The following is a 16,901-nucleotide window of genomic DNA, read 5'->3' on the forward strand; positions in this document are numbered from 1 at the left end:
CTGCCGGGAATCGAACCCGGGTCCAAACGAGGAAGCAATATGCTTTCTACATGTGTAGCCTCGACTTGATTTTCGAGTAATAGCTGGATCAAGGCCACCGACTATTACCTTAGCTTTTTAAGTTTCGCTGAATGTGCAAAGCGAACATTCAACTAGCCTCGATTTTTTGCACCGTCGAATCGGATAGCCTCAAGGCAATAGCATCCGGACGATGTCTTGTCCCAGCACCTGGTGCCGGGATTAAGCATAACCTACTTGATTCGGTTACGCTGCAAGAGCGTAATTGTTTTCGCCAATTAAAAGTTTGATCATTAAGATTTCCGAGCCAACAACCAAAGCTCGACATGCTTACATACCTCTTCTACCCGCTGTCAAAACCAGTCAGCCCCGGTATAAAGGACTACAAAAGTACAAAAATTGAGCGAAGTGGAAATGATTTGCTTCGATTTTAAAATCGATTAACATTTTCGCCTCCGACAAGGTCTTGACATCAATGTGTTGGAGACGGATGGTTTTAGATCGGAAATCAAATTAGGGATAAAAGCGAGATTGTTTGTAGAATATGCTCTACATTCAGTTGTTAGCCCTCTGGATTATGGAATATCCCCATGCGTATACCAATCACATTCACAGCTCACTATGAACGATCCGTTTTCTTTGGTATGATATTTTCCTTTTAAGGGATTATTGATAATCCTTAAAATTCAAAGACATGAAAAGCAGTGTAAATACCTTATCAAAAATTGAAGAATATCTTGGAAAAGAAGCATCTTCTTTATTGAGCTATAAACCAACAGGAATTACAAAAGAAGATTTAGCGATTCCCAGTCCTGGTGCTGTTGATTCTATATTTGGCACTTCTGACCGGAATGTTCAGGTATTAAAAAGCCTGGCGCAATTATATGGCCATGGACGATTGGGGGGAACTGGTTATGTCTCCATCCTGCCGGTTGATCAGGGCATCGAACATACGGCTGGTGCTTCGTTTGCTCCCAATCCACAGTATTTCGATCCTGAGAATATTATTAAACTGGCTATGGAGGGAGGATGTAATGCTGTCGCAACAACGTTTGGCGCTTTGGCTTTGCATGCGAGAAAATATGCGCACAAAATCCCGTTCATCGCAAAAATCAACCACAATGAATTGATGACTTATCCAAATAAGTATGACCAGATCATGTTTGGAAGTGTTGATGAGGCCTGGAATCTTGGGGCAACCGCTGTTGGGGCTACCATTTATTTTGGTTCCGAAGAGTCCAATCGTCAAATCATCGAAGTTGCCTCGGCTTTTGAGCGGGCACACGAACTGGGAATGGCCACCATCCTGTGGTGCTACACCCGGAATAATGAGTTCAAAACAAAGGATGTTGATTACCACACTGCGGCAGACTTGACCGGCCAGGCCAACCATCTCGGTGTTACCATCAAGGCAGATCTGATCAAGCAGAAACAACCGGATACCAATGGCGGATTTAAAGAACTAAAATTCGGGAAAACCCATCCTGATATGTATGACAAGCTGGCATCAGAACATCCAATTGACCTGTGTCGCTACCAGGTAGCCAATTGCTACATGGGGAAAATTGGGCTGATTAACTCAGGTGGGGCATCTTCCGGCAAAAGCGACTTTGCTGATGCAGTCCGAACCGCTGTAATCAACAAACGGGCAGGAGGGACTGGACTAATCTCCGGACGAAAAGCTTTTCAACGCTCTATGCATGATGGTGTTAAGTTATTAAATTTGATACAGGATGTGTATCTGAACGATGAAATTACCGTGGCATAAATGGCAGAAATTGAACAACACTGAGGCTTCTGCTCGAAATTGCCTTTGGCGGGAGTCTGTGACTCCTCTCATTTTTTACTATCTTACCGCAAACAAAAGAAATCGGTTCATAAAATGAAAGTGGGAATTCTTCGCGAAACCAGAAGATGGCAAGACAGGCGGGTGGCCATTACTCCGGAGACAGCAGCATTAATGCTGCAAAATCATCCTGAAATCGAGCTTTTCGTACAGTCAAGTGATTTGAGGGTTCATCAGGATCATGAATATCAACAATTGGGTATTTCGGTGGTCGATGATGTTTCGCACTGCGATTTGCTGATTGGTGTAAAGGAAGTGGCCAATGAAGCATTGATGGAAGGGAAAACCTATGTCATGTTTAGTCATGTGGCTAAAGAGCAAGCTTATAACCGGGATTTTTTTAAATTGATGGCTCAAAAGAAAATCACATTGCTTGACTACGAATACTTTGTGGATCAACATCGTACCCGGCTGGTGGCTTTTGGTTTTTGGGCCGGAGTTGTTGGAGCCTATTATGCGTTTGTTGGAATTGGTAAACGTTTTTGCCGGATCGAACTGCCTGGCCCCGAAAACTGTAAAGATCTGAATGAATTACACAGGCAGTTAAGCCGATTAAGAATTCCAGCCTTGAAAATTGTGGTCACCGGAGGCGGGCGAGTTGCTTCGGGAGCGCTTGAAATAATTAACCATCAAGGGATTCCTGAAGTCTTGCCAAAGGAATTCTTGGAACACGAATATGACCATCCGGTTTTTACCCGTTTAGATCCGGAAGACTATGTGAAGAGAAAGGTTGGAATGTTTAATGAGCAGCATTTCTACGATCATCCGGCAGACTATGAATCGGCGTTTTTACCTTACACGAAAGTAGCTGATGTATTTATCGCCTCTCATTTCTGGAACCAAGTTTCGCCTCATTTTTTTACAGCTGATGATTTGAAATCAAATGATTTCGGCATTTCTCTGATATCGGATATTAGCTGCGATGTACCCGGACCAATCCCGACCACCTTGCGAACTTCAGAAATTGGGTCACCATTTTACGATGTGGATGCAACAAACTTAATTGAACGGGCACCGTTTAGTTCTCCTGATCATGTCACGGTTGCGGCTGTCGATAACCTGCCGGCTGCCTTGCCCATGGACGCTTCCAGAACGTTTGCCCGAGATTTGTATCACGAAGTGTTTCCATCCTTGTTCGGTAAAGACAGCGAAGGAATTATCGAGCGGGCGACCATTCTGAAAAAAGGGAAACTGACTCCCGGGTTCAGTTATCTGAACGATTTTCTGGAGGAATAATCAGAGGGACACAATTACCGCCCCCGCAACCAAGCCAGCTACCAGGTAGTATACACGCGACTGACGGATCCGGTTCTTTTCATCAATCAGCTTGATGTTTTCAATGCGTTGATTTTCCAGTAGCTGATCATTCTGAAGCAATTGGCTATGCCAGTAATCGGCTTCCAGCTTTTTAATGGTCATGGCGCTATCAGCCAGTGCCGATCGCTCTTCAAACAGGCTGATCTTGTTCTTGTACAATTCCAGCTTCTGCTCGTTTATATCATTGTTTACTGCACTTGACAGGAGCGATTTCACCTGCTGCATCGGAATGATGTAAAGCGTGTCGGTTGACTGGTTGGTGAAACTCGCTCCTGGCACCAGTTTGCTGCTTTGCGCCGAGGTGCCAACAGCCAATAAGATAAAAAGACTGAATACGAGATGTTTTTTAATCATGGCTTGTTCCTTTCATTGAGTAGTTTGAGAAGTTGGTCGCTGTTGGCACTTTCTATTTCCTTAATCTTTTGCTTTTGGTGTTCATCCAGGGTACTTATTTTTTCAGAAATCAGGGCCGATTTATAATCAATGTATTGCATTTGTGCCTGAAGCATCCGGAACCTGGAGTCATATTCTTCTTTCGCCGTTTGCCATTCAGACCGTTTTAGGTTATGATCGGCTTTGATTTGCTCAATTTTATCTTCGCTGTTTTTACTGCCAAAGATCTTCGATTTAGCGCCTGCCCACAACACGGCTAAACCACCAATGAGCGTTCCCGGCCCTTCAATCTTGAAGCTCACGAGAATAAGCGAAGCAACAACCGCCAACACGATTAGGCCAATAATGATTGATTTTATAGTCTTTCCCATAGCTTACCGTTAATTAGGTTCGTCGCCAACTATTTCTTTTCCATCAGACCGATACGTTGATTTTGAACCACCTTCAGTTCCGCCGGTCATTGTACTTGCCGTTATTTTAGCAATTTCCTCCTTCGTTTCATTGTCTTGCTTGATGATTTTGGCATCACTACGATCTTTGTTATCCATCACCCGGAAAATTTCTTTCATGCCGAAAATCAGTCCCCAAATGGTTGTATTGAAAGTCACCCATTGCGCACCGTTTATTCCCAGCTCATACGCTTGATCGGCAATGGGCACCATTTCGTGGCACAGCAGCAGGTAGGTTGACACCCAGGTGCAAGCGATCAATCCCCAAACTTTCACGGATATAAGGGTAAACATGAGCTTGGAGAACCATTTCAACCAAAATTCTTTTTGAATGATGGTATAGAATTCGTCTTGATTGATATTACTTTTTGTGTTCATGATTTTGCTGTTAGGTTCAATAATTTTGACCAGGTTTGAGGACCAACAATCCCATCAACCAGCAAGTGCTGATCAGCTTGAAAACGCCGGATGGCTGACTGTGTTTTCATTCCTAGGATGCCATCAACTTTTCCGGCATTGTAGCCCAGCTCATTGAGTCGAGATTGAATTTCAGTAATTGATTTTTCAACTTTTTGCTCGCTGATTCCGACGTTCAGATGTCCCCGCTTTTTTTCAACCCATTCCTGCATGACATATCCTGGGCACGCCGGTTTGCCAAAGTGATAATGTCCGAAAAGACTGGTGTTTGGCAGATTCAGGCTTTCAAGCAGAAAATCAACCAGCTGCTCGGTCGACTGAATTTGCTCCGGGGTTGGTTCGCTCGTGCCCATGTCGTATCCCGGGCCCGAAAAGTTACCGACAAGCATAATTCCAACTCCGCTTGTATTTTGTCCTTTGCATTGCCAAACAATGTCAGATAATTCGTTGACTTGAACAATTTCGCCATTCTTCCGAATGGCATAGTGGTAGCACATGTGTGGGCAGCCACTAGGCGTGATGTGGTTTTGTGGTCCAACGGAGGTGTGATAGCTGTTAACTTGTTCGATAGTACTTTCGCCCAATTCCTGATGAATAATAATTTTATCAATTTGGGAGAGTTCCCGCCTCTGCCAAACACGCTCGGCGTGCCAGGGAAGCTCTTTGATCAGGTTCTTGATATGCATACGTTAGGAGATTAGTGTAATGTCGATACAAGTTACAGAAAAACAATAAAAGAGTCAATCGTCTGATATTTATTTTTTTTATGAAATTGCGAAAACAAGAATATTTTGAAAAAAGTGCTCGATCGTTTCCATCGAAAATTGTACATTTGCTCCACTCAAAAAAAAGAGCGGGATGTAGCGCAGTCTGGTAGCGTACCACGTTCGGGACGTGGGGGTCGAAGGTTCAAATCCTTTCATCCCGACTATTTAAAAATAAATCGACATCAAAAGAGCCCGTAAACACTAGTTTTTACGGGCTCTTTTGATTTTCTAACATCTCAAGTCAAACCATATAGAGGATGAAGTTTTTTGAGTATTTACCCCAAAACAAAAGCGCTTAAACCATTGATTTTAAGCGCTTTTATTTTTATTTGAATTTGTAAGTGTGCCCAAAACGAGGGGCACGTGTTTTTGATTTAATTCGCATAAAATCAATATCTTACAGGACTTCGACCTTCGTGGTCTCAATAAGTCACCTCCAACGAAATTGAAGAACATTCCTGAACTTAAATACAAAAAGATCGATTTGAAACCAAATTAGTTGTTATTTAATTTATACTGATCATAATTCAATCATCCGAGGGCTTAGGCCGAAAAGGTTCATGAATGGGCTGTGAGATTATTTAACACCAGTGCAATTTTGATTTGACTTGGTTTAAAGATCGCCTTTTAGGGTTTTAGCTTCAGCAGGTAGTTTTACTCTCAGCCAAGTCACTCTCAAGGACAACGACAAATACTAAAAGCACTTAACTTGAATAGGTTAAGTGCTTTTTTGTTTTGAGGGAAACGCCCAAACAGGGATGAAGTTACATAAAAAAGCAATGCGATATCAACTGCTTCCGGTGTATTCCAATCAAAATATGAATGAATACCTCAAGGAACTCGCTGGTATCTGCGGGATCACGAAGAATTTATCGATGCATGTCGCCCGGCATACCTTTGCGACTTCTGTGACCTTGGCAAATGGCGTTCCCATTGAAACAGTTTCAAAAATGTTAGGCCACACTTCATTAAAAACAGCGCAGATTTATGCGAGGATTGTAGATTCAAAAATATCGAAGGATATGAATATACTGAAGATGAAATTAAATGGAGCATAGCCTAAAAATATTCTTCATACATTGATTGATCCTAACATCTCACCTGAGAGTAGATAATTTTATTCAACCAAATAAAGTGGATAATTTTTCTAAATTTGCTGGAGCAAACCGAAACTGAAAAGAGATGTATCTCAATCAGGCCAATAGCTTTAATGAGATTTATACTGCCTATTACAGGAAGTCCTACCTGTATGTAAAATCGTATGTTCATGATGATATGGCCGCCGAGGATATTGTATCTGATGCCCTTATTAAATTATGGGAACGAATGAAAAAGGAAGCAGTAGATCCAGTCAGGCCTTTTTTGTTTTCCATTTTGAAAAACAGTACGCTCGACTATTTAAAACATCAAACCATTAAACGGGATGTCCACGGTACAATCGAAAAAGCACTGACCCGGGAGCTGGAAATCAGAAGAACATCGCTTGAGTCGAGTGATCCAAATGAAATCTTCTCCAAAGAGATACAGCAAATCATTCAAAAAACGCTCCAATCGCTTCCCGAGAAAACAAGGGAAATATTTCTTCTAAGTCGTTTTGAAAATAAATCGCACAAAGAAATTGCTGAATTGTTTGATATTTCTCAAAAAGGGGTTGAGTATCATATTTCACAATCAATAAAGGAGTTACGCTTAGCCTTAAATGATTATCTACCGCTAATTGGATTTTTTTCTTTCCTGAATTATTAAAAAAGTTCAAAAATCGACTAGGGATGCTCCAGCTTCAATCGTTCTGTTAGTAGTTAGGGAAAATATATAAACTCCTCTACTGAAAACTATACGTTTCAAGCATGGAAGACCTTCTCTTAAAATATATCAACGGGAATTGTACTGACGAGGAAAAGGTGACGGTAACCAACTGGCTGGATGCTGATCCCAAAAATATGAAGGAATACCTCGCACTTCGAAAATTAAACGATATCATGATCTGGCAAACAGATGCGAATGTTGTATCCCTGAAAAAGTCTAAAGAGAAAACATCTGTTACAAGGAGAAATAAGTACTTTATCGAAGCCCTTAAGATAGCGGCCATAGTCGTTCTTGCATTCTTAGTATCCCATTATTTTTTGTCTGAAGATATTCGACAGAATACCAAAACCAACATACAAACTTTGCATGTTCCTGCCGGGCAACGTGCCGAAATTACGCTGGGAGATGGCACAAAAGTGTGGCTAAACGCGAAAACCACCATGACTTTCCCAAGCCAATTTTCGGGAGATTTCCGTGAAGTCAAACTTGATGGCGAAGGTTTTTTTGATGTCGCCACTGATGAATCGAAGCCATTTATTGTAAACACATCAAAATACGATGTCAAGGTATGGGGAACAAAGTTTAACCTGATGGCCTATTCGAGTGCTGAAACTTTTGAGACGGCACTTCTTGAAGGTGCTGTTGAAGTACTGAAACAAGGCAGTTCAAGTGGAATCATGCTTAAACCTAACGAACAGGTTAATCTCAAAGACAAGAGAATGGTTATTACACCAATCCGAAATATGGACCATTTTCTATGGAGGGAGGGTATCCTAAGTTTTGATAATGCTACTTTCACCGAATTGGTTAATCAATTGGAGCTGTATTTCGACCTGACAATAGAAGTTAAAAACAGTCGGGCTCTAAATTATCACTGCACCGGAAAATTCAGAACAAAAGACGGAGTGGAACACATCCTGAAAGTGCTTCAGCTGGAAAACCAATTCTCTTACACGATAGACGATAGAAGAAATAAAATAACCATTGAATAGACCAATAATCTAAAAAAGGAAGTGCTTATGAACAGAAGAAATTAACGCAAACAAAAAACCGGAAGGCGCTTGCAACACCTACCGGCTAATGGTCGATACCTGACCTGCTCACTAAAACAATTCAAGTATTAACAACCAAAGAACAAATGTATGAAAAATTATTTGTCAGAGGAATTCTTTGACTCCGCTAAACGACTATTACGAAAAATGAGGACAACATGTATTTTGCTATTCGTTTTTGCATCGTCGCTGTATGCAACTAATGTTAACTCGCAGGTTGCCAAAGTGAATATTCAGCTAAAAAATGCCCCTCTCATCCAGGTGATCAGAACGATCGAAAATCAGACGGATTATCTTTTCGTGTATGACAAGAATGAGATCGATCTGACCCAGCAAGTCAACATCAATGCAGAAGACCAATCGGTTACTGAAGTACTGACTCAAATATTCAGCGATGCTAAGGTGGAATATGGTATGGTAGGCTCAAATATCGTTTTAATGCCTGCCAAGTCTTTTTTGCAACAAGCGCAAGCCGTCTCGGGGCGCGTTACCGACTCGTCTGGCGAACCGCTTCCCGGGGTAACAATTTTGGTAAAAGGAACTACCCACGGCTCCATTACCGACTTCGATGGACGCTATACCATCTCTAATGTGCCAGCAGCTGGCACGTTGGTTTTTTCTTTTGTGGGGATGAAGAGTCAGGAGATTGTTCTTGCTAATCAGCCCACGATTAATGTGGTTATGGAGGAAGATGCGATTGGGATTGAAGAAGTGGTGGCTATCGGGTATGGAAGTCAGTCAAAAAAAGAACTGACAGGAGCCGTTACTGGGGTAAAATATGAAGATTTTAACCACGGAAGTATTAATAGCCCAGCTCAGTTGCTGCAAGGTAAAGTTGCAGGACTGAATATTGTTGCACCACAAGGAAATCCAAATGGATCTTTCGAAATCAGGTTGAGGGGATTATCAACATTGGGCGCCAACACGCAACCGCTTATAATCATCGATGGAGTTATTGGTGCGGACCTTAACAGTGTTGATCCAAATGACATTGCAGCAATGGACGTGCTCAAAGATGCGGCGGCAGCTTCAATCTATGGTACACGAGGCTCAAGTGGGGTGATCCTAATTACTACGAAAACCGGAACAAAAGGAAAAGCAAAAGTTGACTATAATGGATACGTCACAACAGAGGCTACAGACAGGACACATCCATCAATGAATCTAGAGGACTACCTCGCTAATGGGGGGACAGATCTGAGCGGAAATACCGTTTGGATGGATGAAATTACAAGGACAGCCATCTCTCAGATTCATAATTTATCTCTTTCTGGAGGAACCGATCAGACAACTTACAGAGCCTCCTTTAATTATCGTGACATCGACGGCGTACTACTTAATACGGGCTTCAAACAAATTAATGGACGACTGAATCTGTCTCAGAAAGCACTCAATGACAAGGTTACGCTGACATTAAACTTAGCTGCTACAAGCAAAGAGGCTCAGTTGGGATTTGATTATGCCTTTAGGTCAGCGATTGTCATGCCTCCAAGTGCTCCAATTTATTCTTCTGAGCCGTATTATTCAAAATATGGAGGGTACTTTCAGTCTGAAGTTCATGAATTATACAACCCGCTTGCCATCGTTAAGCAAAATACAAATGAGGAAAAAATATCAAGACTAATGTATAATCTACAAGCTGACTATAAACCGATAGAAAAATTGACCGCATCAGTACGCTATGCACAAAATACTGACGATAGTACACGTGGGCAATATATCAGCAAATATAGCTATTATGGCAGCGGAGTAGACCGAAATGGATTGGCGACCAGAGCCAGTTCTAATCTTAAAAATGAATTATTTGAAGTAACTGGTAATTATGTGGAGTCCTTCGATGATCTGAATTTCGTTTTGTTAGGCGGGTATTCATATCAAAGTCTCACGAATGAAAATTTTCATATTCAGGGAGGAAATTTTTTAACTGATGCATTCAAATACAATAATCTTGCCGCTTCCAAAGATATTGCGGATGGAAAGGCTATTGCTACTAGTTCAAAAGAGAATAATAAGCTAATCGCTTTCTTTGGACGGGTAAATCTCAATTATGACAATACTTTTTTCCTCTCAGCTTCCTTGAGAAGAGAAGGATCCACCCGATTCGGTGAAGGCAATAAGTGGGGGAATTTCCCGGGAGTTAGCACAGGGGTTGATTTAAGTCAACTTGTTTCAATTCCCGGAGTTGATCAATTTAAAGTAAGGGCAAGCTATGGAGTGACCGGTGCTTTGCCAGGGGAAAGTTATCTGTCCCAGCAGTTGTACGGCCCGGGTGGATCAACGAACTATTTCTTTTATAATGGGGAGTTTACACCTGTTTATTCGCCACAAAGCAACCCCAATCCTGATTTGAAGTGGGAAACCAAATCCGAAATTGACTTTGGGATTGACTTTAGTTTGTTTGATTCAAGAATAACAGGAACATTCGATTATTATAATAGAAAAACAACTGACGCGTTGATAACTTTGAATGTACCTGTTCCTCCTAATTTATATCCAACGTCTGTCTTGAATGCGGGAGAACTCAAAAACGAAGGGATTGAGATTGCGTTGAACTATCAAGCTATCAAAAAGGAAAAATTTAGCTGGACTCCAAGTGTAACATTTGCGACCTATAACTCAAAAATAGTCTCGTTATCATTGGGAGATATTAGATATGGAGTAAGAGAAATAGGTGGTCTTCCTGCTCCTTTAGCAGGAAATATTGTTCGAGTGGAAGAAGGCAAGCCCATTGGACAAATGATTGGTTGGATTTATGAGGGTGTGGATGCTGACGGCAAATATATTCTTAAGGATGTTGATGCCAATCAAGTCGTAAATGAAGACGATGTTACAATTATTGGGCGTGGATTACCAAAAGGTGAGATAGGTTTTTCTAATCATTTTACTTTTGGTAAATTCGATTTAAGCTTTCTGTTTCGTGGCGTATACGGACATGATCTGCTAAATTTAAATCGGACAATTTTCGAACAGGTTTCAAGAATAAGCTCATACAATCTCATTAATACGAAATATTTCGACCCCTCATATAAAGGTGCCTCTGCTTATAATAGCTACTATTTGGAGGATGCCTCTTTTGTCAAACTAGATAATTTTACTGTGGGATACAACTTCAAGTTTCCAGTCCATAATACAATTACTGCAGCAAGAGCATATGTATCAGGACAGAATCTATTTTACATTACAAACTATACAGGAGTCGATCCGGAGGTTCGTTATACTTATGGAGGTAATGTATTAGTTCCTGGCGTAGAGCCTCTGGATAGCTGGGTTACGACCCGTACATTCACATTTGGAATTAATCTTTCATTTTAAAAATACACAACATGAATTCACACATAAATTATTTATATAAAAAAATGAAGGTAATTGGACTACGCCTTTTACTAATTATCTTTAGCATTGCATTAATCGGCCCTTCATGCACCGATTTGGATGAACCTCTCTATAGCCAGTTAGGGAACGAGAACTTTCTGCAAACGGATGATGAGATTGTTTCCGCTATTGGAGCTGCCTATAGTGGATTAAGAAACTTTCAGGACTTTGGAAATTTATGGACAGTCTACTGTACAGCAGATGAGGTCGCAATAGTTGGTCGAACAGGCGGTGATTGGGCTGGAGATGGTCAGGATCAGCAAATGACGGATCATACCTGGATTACGAATAACCGCTTTTTTGAAGGTACTTGGCTAGCTTTCTATGGCCAGGTTAACAATTGTAACCGTCTGATCTATCAATTGGAAGAAATTGATGCGGTGAGTTACGATAGTTATATTGCAGAATTGAAGATTGTTAGAGCGCTATGGTATTTGTGGCTGATTGATATGTGGGGAAATATTCCGATAATCGACGAATTTGATGTTTCCTCAGATTTTCTTCCTTCTACGAATTCCCGTTTAGAGGTATTTAATTTCATTGAGCAGGAAGTTTTAGACAACCAGGAAAAATTATCCAAGGAATTGAATAACGAAACCTATGGAAGAGTAACCTACTGGACCGCGAAGGCAATTCTGGCTAAACTCTATTTAAACGCCGAAATATATGCTGGTGGAGAACAGTGGCAGAATGTGTTGAATGAGTGCAACGAGATTATCGAATCAGGAAAATTTAGTTTAACAACGACCTATCGAGAAAATTTCATTGCTGAGAATCAAAATTCAAGCGAAGCAATTTTTGCAATTCCATTTGACGAAATCTACACACAATGGTCATGGTTCCTTCCACTGATAAGTCTACACGGCTCTCATGTTCAGACTTTTAACATGACACAACAACCGTGGAATGGTCTATCTGTACAAACAGAGTTCTTTTACTTGTACGATGAGGAGGATACCCGCAAGTCAGATAATTTCCTTTGGGGACCACAATATACATCTTCGGGCGAGCCCTTGCTTGACCCTGGTTATGAACAAGATCCTGCAATCGATGGAGACCCATGGATTAACCTAACTCCAACATTTATTTCCCTTTATAATACGGCTCGTCAAAATGGAGCAAGAATCAAAAAATGGGAAATTGAGATGGGAACGAACGGTTTTTTGAATAGCGATTTTTTTGTCTTCCGATACTCAGATATTCTCCTAATGAAGGCTGAAGCCCTTTGGCGCATCGACGACACCAATAGTGAGTCGGTTAACCTAATAAACCTACTTCGTGTCAGGGCCAATGTGACTCCTTTTACCTCACTAACTGCTGAAGATATAATTGATGAAAGAGGAAGGGAATTATTTCTTGAAGGATGGCGTCGTTCTGATTTGATTAGGTTTAACAAATATACCGAGCCTAGAATATTCAAACCTTATGAAAGCGAAGAATTCCGAAAGCTATTTCCAATACCCAAAAATCAGATGGATGCTAACCCTAATTTAGTTCAGAATCCAGGATATTAAGTGTAGTACACACTGTTTGCCGCAAAAAATGGCAAACAGTGTGTACCTGATCTAGTTTTTTAAAATGAAATTAGATTTCTGGTCAAATTTTGTAAAATATTGAAGATGGAAAAGACAATTTTAGTTATCGTTATTTCTCTTATTTTATCCAATGCATATTCCCAACATGATCAGCAGTGGGCACCAGAGAGTACGGAATGGTATTATCCTGTTCCAAAAGTAGTTGTACCTGGCAGCGGAGGACAGCCGCCATCAGATGCAATTATATTATTCGATGGCACAAGTTTGTCAAATTGGAGATCGGCAAATGGTGGCCCTGTTCAATGGACAGTAAAAGATAGTGAATTAGTGGTTAAGCCAGGAGCAGGTAATATCGTCACCAGGGACTTTTTTGGTGATTGTCAGTTGCATCTCGAGTTTAGATCTCCGGCTCCTGAACAATTTGTCGGTCAGGATCGCGGAAACAGCGGCATTTTTATTCAAAGTAGATACGAAGTTCAAGTGCTAGATGGAGATAGTAATTCAACTTATGTAAATGGTATGGTTGGTAGTATATACAAACAGAATGCTCCATCTGTTAATGCGTACACACAGAATGGAGCATGGCAAGTTTACGATATTTACTGGAAAGCCCCCCGTTTTGGTTCAAATGATGAATTAAAATCACCTGCAATAATCACTGTTGTTTTGAATGGTGTAGTTGTTCAAAACAATTATGTATTAGAGGGAAATACACCTTATGTAGGTTTACCTAAGTATGAAGCTCATGGTCGTATGCCACTTGCTTTACAAGACCATGGGACGAGGGTATCTTTCCGGAATATTTGGATACGTAACCTCTAATTTGGCAACATCAAATTATTTAATGCTCAAAACAATTGTATGAAAACTAATAGAAGGGATTTTCTTAAGAATTCTTCGTCTTTGATTGCAGGGATAGGAATGTCATCCTTGATTTCAAGCAAAGTAATGGCTAATATGACCAAGAGTGCTCCCAGCTCTAGGGTCAATCTTGCCGTCATAGGTGTTGGTATGGGGTGTAGAGATCTGCAAGGAGCCCTCAGTGGCAACCCTTGGGTGCACTGTCTGGCCATGTGTGATGTGAATGAGGTTAGACTTGAGGAGCAAGCCACTCGTTTTAGAAAAGAGTTCCCAATCCAGACAGGGAATATGAAGCTTTATAGTAATTTTCATGAATTACTGGAAAATAAAGATATTGACGGTGTAATTATTGGCACGCCCGATCACTGGCATACCTACATGTTTGCTGAAGCACTAAAAGCCGGAAAAGCAGTTTATATAGAAAAGCCGGTAGCAAACTCAATCGAAGAATGTAATCTGATGATTGATTTACAAAAGAAGTACAAGGGAATTGTAACCACTGGCCTGTGGCAAACCAGTCAGCGGTATTTTCGCAAAGCAAATGAAATATTAAATACAGGAGTACTTGGCGATATTTACAAAGTACAGCTTTGGATTAACGAACCTACCAATCCTGTTGCCAGGGAGGAAGACACTCCCACTCCCGACTATATAGATTACGATATGTGGTTAGGACCGGCACCAAAGCGTCCGTTTAATAATCACCGTTATTGGAGCTGGCGTACATTCTGGGATTACGGTGGTGGTCAGCAAACCGACTGGGGTGTTCATTGGATCGACTCGGCATTCGACGGTTTAAAAGCCCTGGGGATGAACGACAGAACTTATCCAGAAGCTGTTTTTTCCTCGGCTTATAAACATCCCGAAAGTTTTAACGAAACGCCAAGCTGTCAAACAACTATTTTTCAGTACAAAACTTTTCATATCGAATGGGCTCAACAAGTAGCAAAATTATACAACCGTAATCAGGGTGTTGCGTGGATCGGAAGCAAGGCAACTCTGGTTTGTAACCGCGAAGGTTATGAGCTTATTCCTGAAACAGATAACAGCGGAAGTCCAATGGTTGACGGGATGCTTTTGACAGGCAAGTATGAACACGGGGGAATTGAAGCTCATGTTAAAAACTGGTGTGATTGCATTAGGGAACAGTCTATCGAGACCAACAGTCCCATGCACAAGGGGGCATTTGCGACAATCTTAGCGCACATGGGCAATATCTCTTATCGAACAGGGGATAAAATCGTCTATGATTCTGAACAAAGACAATTTGTAAATAATCCTGGAGCAGATCAGTATATTAAAGCAAAGTATCGCAGTCCTTGGAATTTACCGAAGGTATAGGCGAACTGGCACGAGTGAGCGAAAAAATGTTGGTCGTCATAGGTCTCTCGAGTAATCTCGTGCATTTAATAATTATAGAAAACTGAAAAATGATTGAAAAGTATAGTCTGCCTGGGGAAGCAAAAAGCGGACTAGCAGTATCTGGTTGTCGAAGTGGGATTTGATTTCAGGGCGAAGCCATTTACTGGCATAACCTTCCCAAACGATTAAGGACATTGGTGGTTCTGGTCATTTCACCGAATATATACTGGGGTTGATTTTTCATTTAAATTGAGGTGTTTATATAATCTATTGTCATACACAAGGTAGCATTTTGCTTTGGCTGCAGAATGCAGTTTTTTCGGAGATTGGTTCTCCCCTGGAGATGGTCGTCTTTGTACGGATTTTTTGGTTCCTTGGCGGTCATTCCCACTTGGGAACCAATCTCCAATGCGAGATGGCTGGAATGATGGGCGTATCACTTGGTGTAGATCGCAAGCCTGGCTGGATAAATCCACTGCCTTGGTGCAGCTCTATGGGTTTTTAGTATCTTCGTATTTCGTCAACGTGCTTGATGTCACTAAACTGGTAAGACCAGTATAGCGTACTATATCATTGAAGGATACAGGCGAATTGGGTAAGTAATTTACTCACGGGAGAAGATAAGTACGTCCTAATGTCTAAAATATACTGTGCTTTATGCTCGAATCATAAACTAGACATTCATCTACAGTAAAGTCAGCTAAGACTTTAGCTTAAGCTGGTTGTAAATGCCCAGGTAGATTGTGAGCAATTCTTCCGTATCCAGCCCGTAGGACAGGCACCGATCGAAGGCAAGCCCCAAAAAACAGCTCCGGAAAAGGATAGCATAATGCCTGGGATCTACCTTCTTAATTTCCTTGTTTTGGATGGCCCGGCTGATCGCTTTTTCCCAAAGGTTGATTTCGACGATCGAATGCTGGGTCATGATCTCGGAAAAATGGGGATAGATGCGTGATGCCTGCAGGTATAAAGAGAAATATTGCTTGTAGATATTCACCACCGACAGGGATAACATCCGGGACATGGTGGTGCTTATCTCCTTGACATACCGGTAAATAAACTGCTCCAATGAAAGATCGTCAGAAAAGTCAATTTTTTCATTAGGAGCCTGCTTTTTAATGATGTAGGTTTCAATCACAGTATTGAATATCTCTTCCTTGTTTTTGAAAAAGTAGAATATCGCGCCTCGTGTTTTTCCGATCGCTTCCTCCAAATCCGAGATGCTTACTTTTTCGTAGTTGTGATTTAAAAATAACTTGAAAGCTTCTTCAATAATTCGGTCTTTTGTCGTCATAGCAGCATTGATCTATAGATTACTAACTTACGTAAAAATGATGATTTCTTGATGGTTTCAGGAAAGGTTTATTGGCAGACAGCATGTTTCCATAGCGAAAATCAGGCACTATCAGGATCGGAAATACTCGAAGTTGAAAATAAATTCACACTCTCAAAGCTGGCATGCAAATATGTATTTTCATAGTCATTTTGAGTATGTGCTATTGTCTATTTATTATTTTTTCATATATCTGAAAGACCATACATACCGTATGCGATTTTCACGTTATTTAAAAACTGGCTTTTGCTAAGTGACCAACCTTTGGTGGGTCTTTTTTTATAGTACTCTGTTAAGTTGATTTCTTTTTTAAGGTAGCTTAACACCCACCTACAGCTATAAAAATCAACGGTTAATCCTTTGATATCACCGT

Annotated in this window: 15 protein-coding genes, 1 tRNA gene and 1 other RNA gene; 10 read left to right on the forward strand and 7 right to left on the reverse strand. The window is 41.0% G+C overall.

Going from position 1 to position 16,901, the window contains the following annotated elements; all coding sequences use genetic code 11:
- Positions 1-389: a transfer-messenger RNA gene (gene ssrA / locus AAC033_RS14885) on the reverse strand; the annotation flags it as partial.
- Between the two features lie 323 nt (positions 390-712).
- On the opposite strand from ssrA, the gene AAC033_RS14890 reads away from it, so the two are divergent.
- Positions 713-1,786 (forward strand): class I fructose-bisphosphate aldolase, encoded by a 1,074-nt coding sequence (locus AAC033_RS14890; protein ID WP_339739513.1) that lies wholly within the window; start codon positions 713-715, stop codon positions 1,784-1,786.
- Between the two features lie 114 nt (positions 1,787-1,900).
- Entirely contained in the window at positions 1,901-3,100 is a 1,200-nt protein-coding gene (locus tag AAC033_RS14895) for an NAD(P)-dependent oxidoreductase (protein WP_339739515.1), read from the forward strand.
- On the opposite strand, the gene AAC033_RS14900 is transcribed toward AAC033_RS14895, so the two are convergent.
- From AAC033_RS14900 to AAC033_RS14915, 4 genes are read right to left on the reverse strand one after another with little or no spacing between them, the layout of a single operon-like run.
- Positions 3,101-3,535, reverse strand: coding sequence for a hypothetical protein (locus AAC033_RS14900; RefSeq protein ID WP_339739517.1), 435 nt, complete (start codon positions 3,533-3,535; stop codon positions 3,101-3,103).
- Complete coding sequence (locus tag AAC033_RS14905; RefSeq protein WP_339739519.1) at positions 3,532-3,945, reverse strand: hypothetical protein; 414 nt, start codon at positions 3,943-3,945, stop codon at positions 3,532-3,534. The genes AAC033_RS14900 and AAC033_RS14905 overlap by 4 nt, the downstream gene beginning before the upstream one ends.
- Before the next feature lie 9 nt (positions 3,946-3,954).
- Complete coding sequence (locus AAC033_RS14910) at positions 3,955-4,401, reverse strand: hypothetical protein (protein WP_339739521.1); 447 nt, start codon at positions 4,399-4,401, stop codon at positions 3,955-3,957.
- Positions 4,398-5,126 carry an N-acetylmuramoyl-L-alanine amidase gene (locus AAC033_RS14915; RefSeq protein ID WP_339739523.1) on the reverse strand — a complete coding sequence of 243 codons (729 nt, stop codon included), beginning with the start codon at positions 5,124-5,126 and terminating at the stop codon, positions 4,398-4,400. The genes AAC033_RS14910 and AAC033_RS14915 overlap by 4 nt, the downstream gene beginning before the upstream one ends.
- A gap of 168 nt (positions 5,127-5,294) precedes the next feature.
- Here AAC033_RS14915 and AAC033_RS14920 point away from each other — a divergent pair.
- The 8 genes from AAC033_RS14920 to AAC033_RS14955 all read left to right on the forward strand — a co-directional run bounded on the left by AAC033_RS14920 (position 5,295) and on the right by AAC033_RS14955 (position 15,174).
- Positions 5,295-5,368: transfer RNA gene (locus AAC033_RS14920), tRNA-Pro, on the forward strand.
- A 597-nt stretch (positions 5,369-5,965) separates the two neighbouring features.
- Complete coding sequence (locus AAC033_RS14925) at positions 5,966-6,265, forward strand: site-specific integrase (RefSeq protein WP_339739525.1); 300 nt, start codon at positions 5,966-5,968, stop codon at positions 6,263-6,265.
- Between the two features lie 124 nt (positions 6,266-6,389).
- On the forward strand, positions 6,390-6,953 hold the full coding sequence (locus AAC033_RS14930) for an RNA polymerase sigma-70 factor (protein ID WP_339739527.1): 564 nt from the start codon (positions 6,390-6,392) through the stop codon (positions 6,951-6,953).
- Between the two features lie 101 nt (positions 6,954-7,054).
- Positions 7,055-8,005 (forward strand): FecR domain-containing protein, encoded by a 951-nt coding sequence (locus AAC033_RS14935; RefSeq protein WP_339739529.1) that lies wholly within the window; start codon positions 7,055-7,057, stop codon positions 8,003-8,005.
- 150 nt (positions 8,006-8,155) lie between these two features.
- Positions 8,156-11,377, forward strand: a complete 3,222-nt coding sequence (locus AAC033_RS14940; protein ID WP_339739531.1) for a TonB-dependent receptor — start codon at positions 8,156-8,158, stop codon at positions 11,375-11,377.
- A gap of 11 nt (positions 11,378-11,388) precedes the next feature.
- Entirely contained in the window at positions 11,389-12,951 is a 1,563-nt protein-coding gene (locus AAC033_RS14945) for a RagB/SusD family nutrient uptake outer membrane protein (protein WP_339739533.1), read from the forward strand.
- Positions 12,952-13,056: 105 nt separating this feature from the next.
- Positions 13,057-13,794 carry a DUF1080 domain-containing protein gene (locus tag AAC033_RS14950; protein WP_339739535.1) on the forward strand — a complete coding sequence of 246 codons (738 nt, stop codon included), beginning with the start codon at positions 13,057-13,059 and terminating at the stop codon, positions 13,792-13,794.
- Positions 13,795-13,833: 39 nt separating this feature from the next.
- Entirely contained in the window at positions 13,834-15,174 is a 1,341-nt protein-coding gene (locus tag AAC033_RS14955) for a Gfo/Idh/MocA family oxidoreductase (RefSeq protein ID WP_339739538.1), read from the forward strand.
- Between the two features lie 721 nt (positions 15,175-15,895).
- Here AAC033_RS14955 and AAC033_RS14960 read toward each other — a convergent pair.
- Together AAC033_RS14960 and AAC033_RS14965 are read right to left on the reverse strand one after the other, a co-directional pair.
- Positions 15,896-16,489 (reverse strand): TetR/AcrR family transcriptional regulator, encoded by a 594-nt coding sequence (locus AAC033_RS14960; RefSeq protein WP_339739540.1) that lies wholly within the window; start codon positions 16,487-16,489, stop codon positions 15,896-15,898.
- Between the two features lie 224 nt (positions 16,490-16,713).
- On the reverse strand, positions 16,714-16,901 hold a 188-nt coding region (locus AAC033_RS14965; protein ID WP_339739542.1), incomplete at its 5' end, for a hypothetical protein.

It is taken from the genome of uncultured Sunxiuqinia sp., from assembly GCF_963974515.1.
Taxonomy (GTDB): domain Bacteria; phylum Bacteroidota; class Bacteroidia; order Bacteroidales; family Prolixibacteraceae; genus Sunxiuqinia.

Coding starts and splice junctions, on each gene's coding strand:
- AAC033_RS14890 (WP_339739513.1), top strand. CDS start 713: ATGAAAAGCAGTGTAAATACCTTATCAAAAATTGAAGAATATCTTGGA.
- AAC033_RS14895 (WP_339739515.1), top strand. CDS start 1,901: ATGAAAGTGGGAATTCTTCGCGAAACCAGAAGATGGCAAGACAGGCGG.
- AAC033_RS14900 (WP_339739517.1), bottom strand. CDS start 3,535: ATGATTAAAAAACATCTCGTATTCAGTCTTTTTATCTTATTGGCTGTT.
- AAC033_RS14905 (WP_339739519.1), bottom strand. CDS start 3,945: ATGGGAAAGACTATAAAATCAATCATTATTGGCCTAATCGTGTTGGCG.
- AAC033_RS14910 (WP_339739521.1), bottom strand. CDS start 4,401: ATGAACACAAAAAGTAATATCAATCAAGACGAATTCTATACCATCATT.
- AAC033_RS14915 (WP_339739523.1), bottom strand. CDS start 5,126: ATGCATATCAAGAACCTGATCAAAGAGCTTCCCTGGCACGCCGAGCGT.
- AAC033_RS14925 (WP_339739525.1), top strand. CDS start 5,966: ATGAAGTTACATAAAAAAGCAATGCGATATCAACTGCTTCCGGTGTAT.
- AAC033_RS14930 (WP_339739527.1), top strand. CDS start 6,390: ATGTATCTCAATCAGGCCAATAGCTTTAATGAGATTTATACTGCCTAT.
- AAC033_RS14935 (WP_339739529.1), top strand. CDS start 7,055: ATGGAAGACCTTCTCTTAAAATATATCAACGGGAATTGTACTGACGAG.
- AAC033_RS14940 (WP_339739531.1), top strand. CDS start 8,156: ATGAAAAATTATTTGTCAGAGGAATTCTTTGACTCCGCTAAACGACTA.
- AAC033_RS14945 (WP_339739533.1), top strand. CDS start 11,389: ATGAATTCACACATAAATTATTTATATAAAAAAATGAAGGTAATTGGA.
- AAC033_RS14950 (WP_339739535.1), top strand. CDS start 13,057: ATGGAAAAGACAATTTTAGTTATCGTTATTTCTCTTATTTTATCCAAT.
- AAC033_RS14955 (WP_339739538.1), top strand. CDS start 13,834: ATGAAAACTAATAGAAGGGATTTTCTTAAGAATTCTTCGTCTTTGATT.
- AAC033_RS14960 (WP_339739540.1), bottom strand. CDS start 16,489: ATGACGACAAAAGACCGAATTATTGAAGAAGCTTTCAAGTTATTTTTA.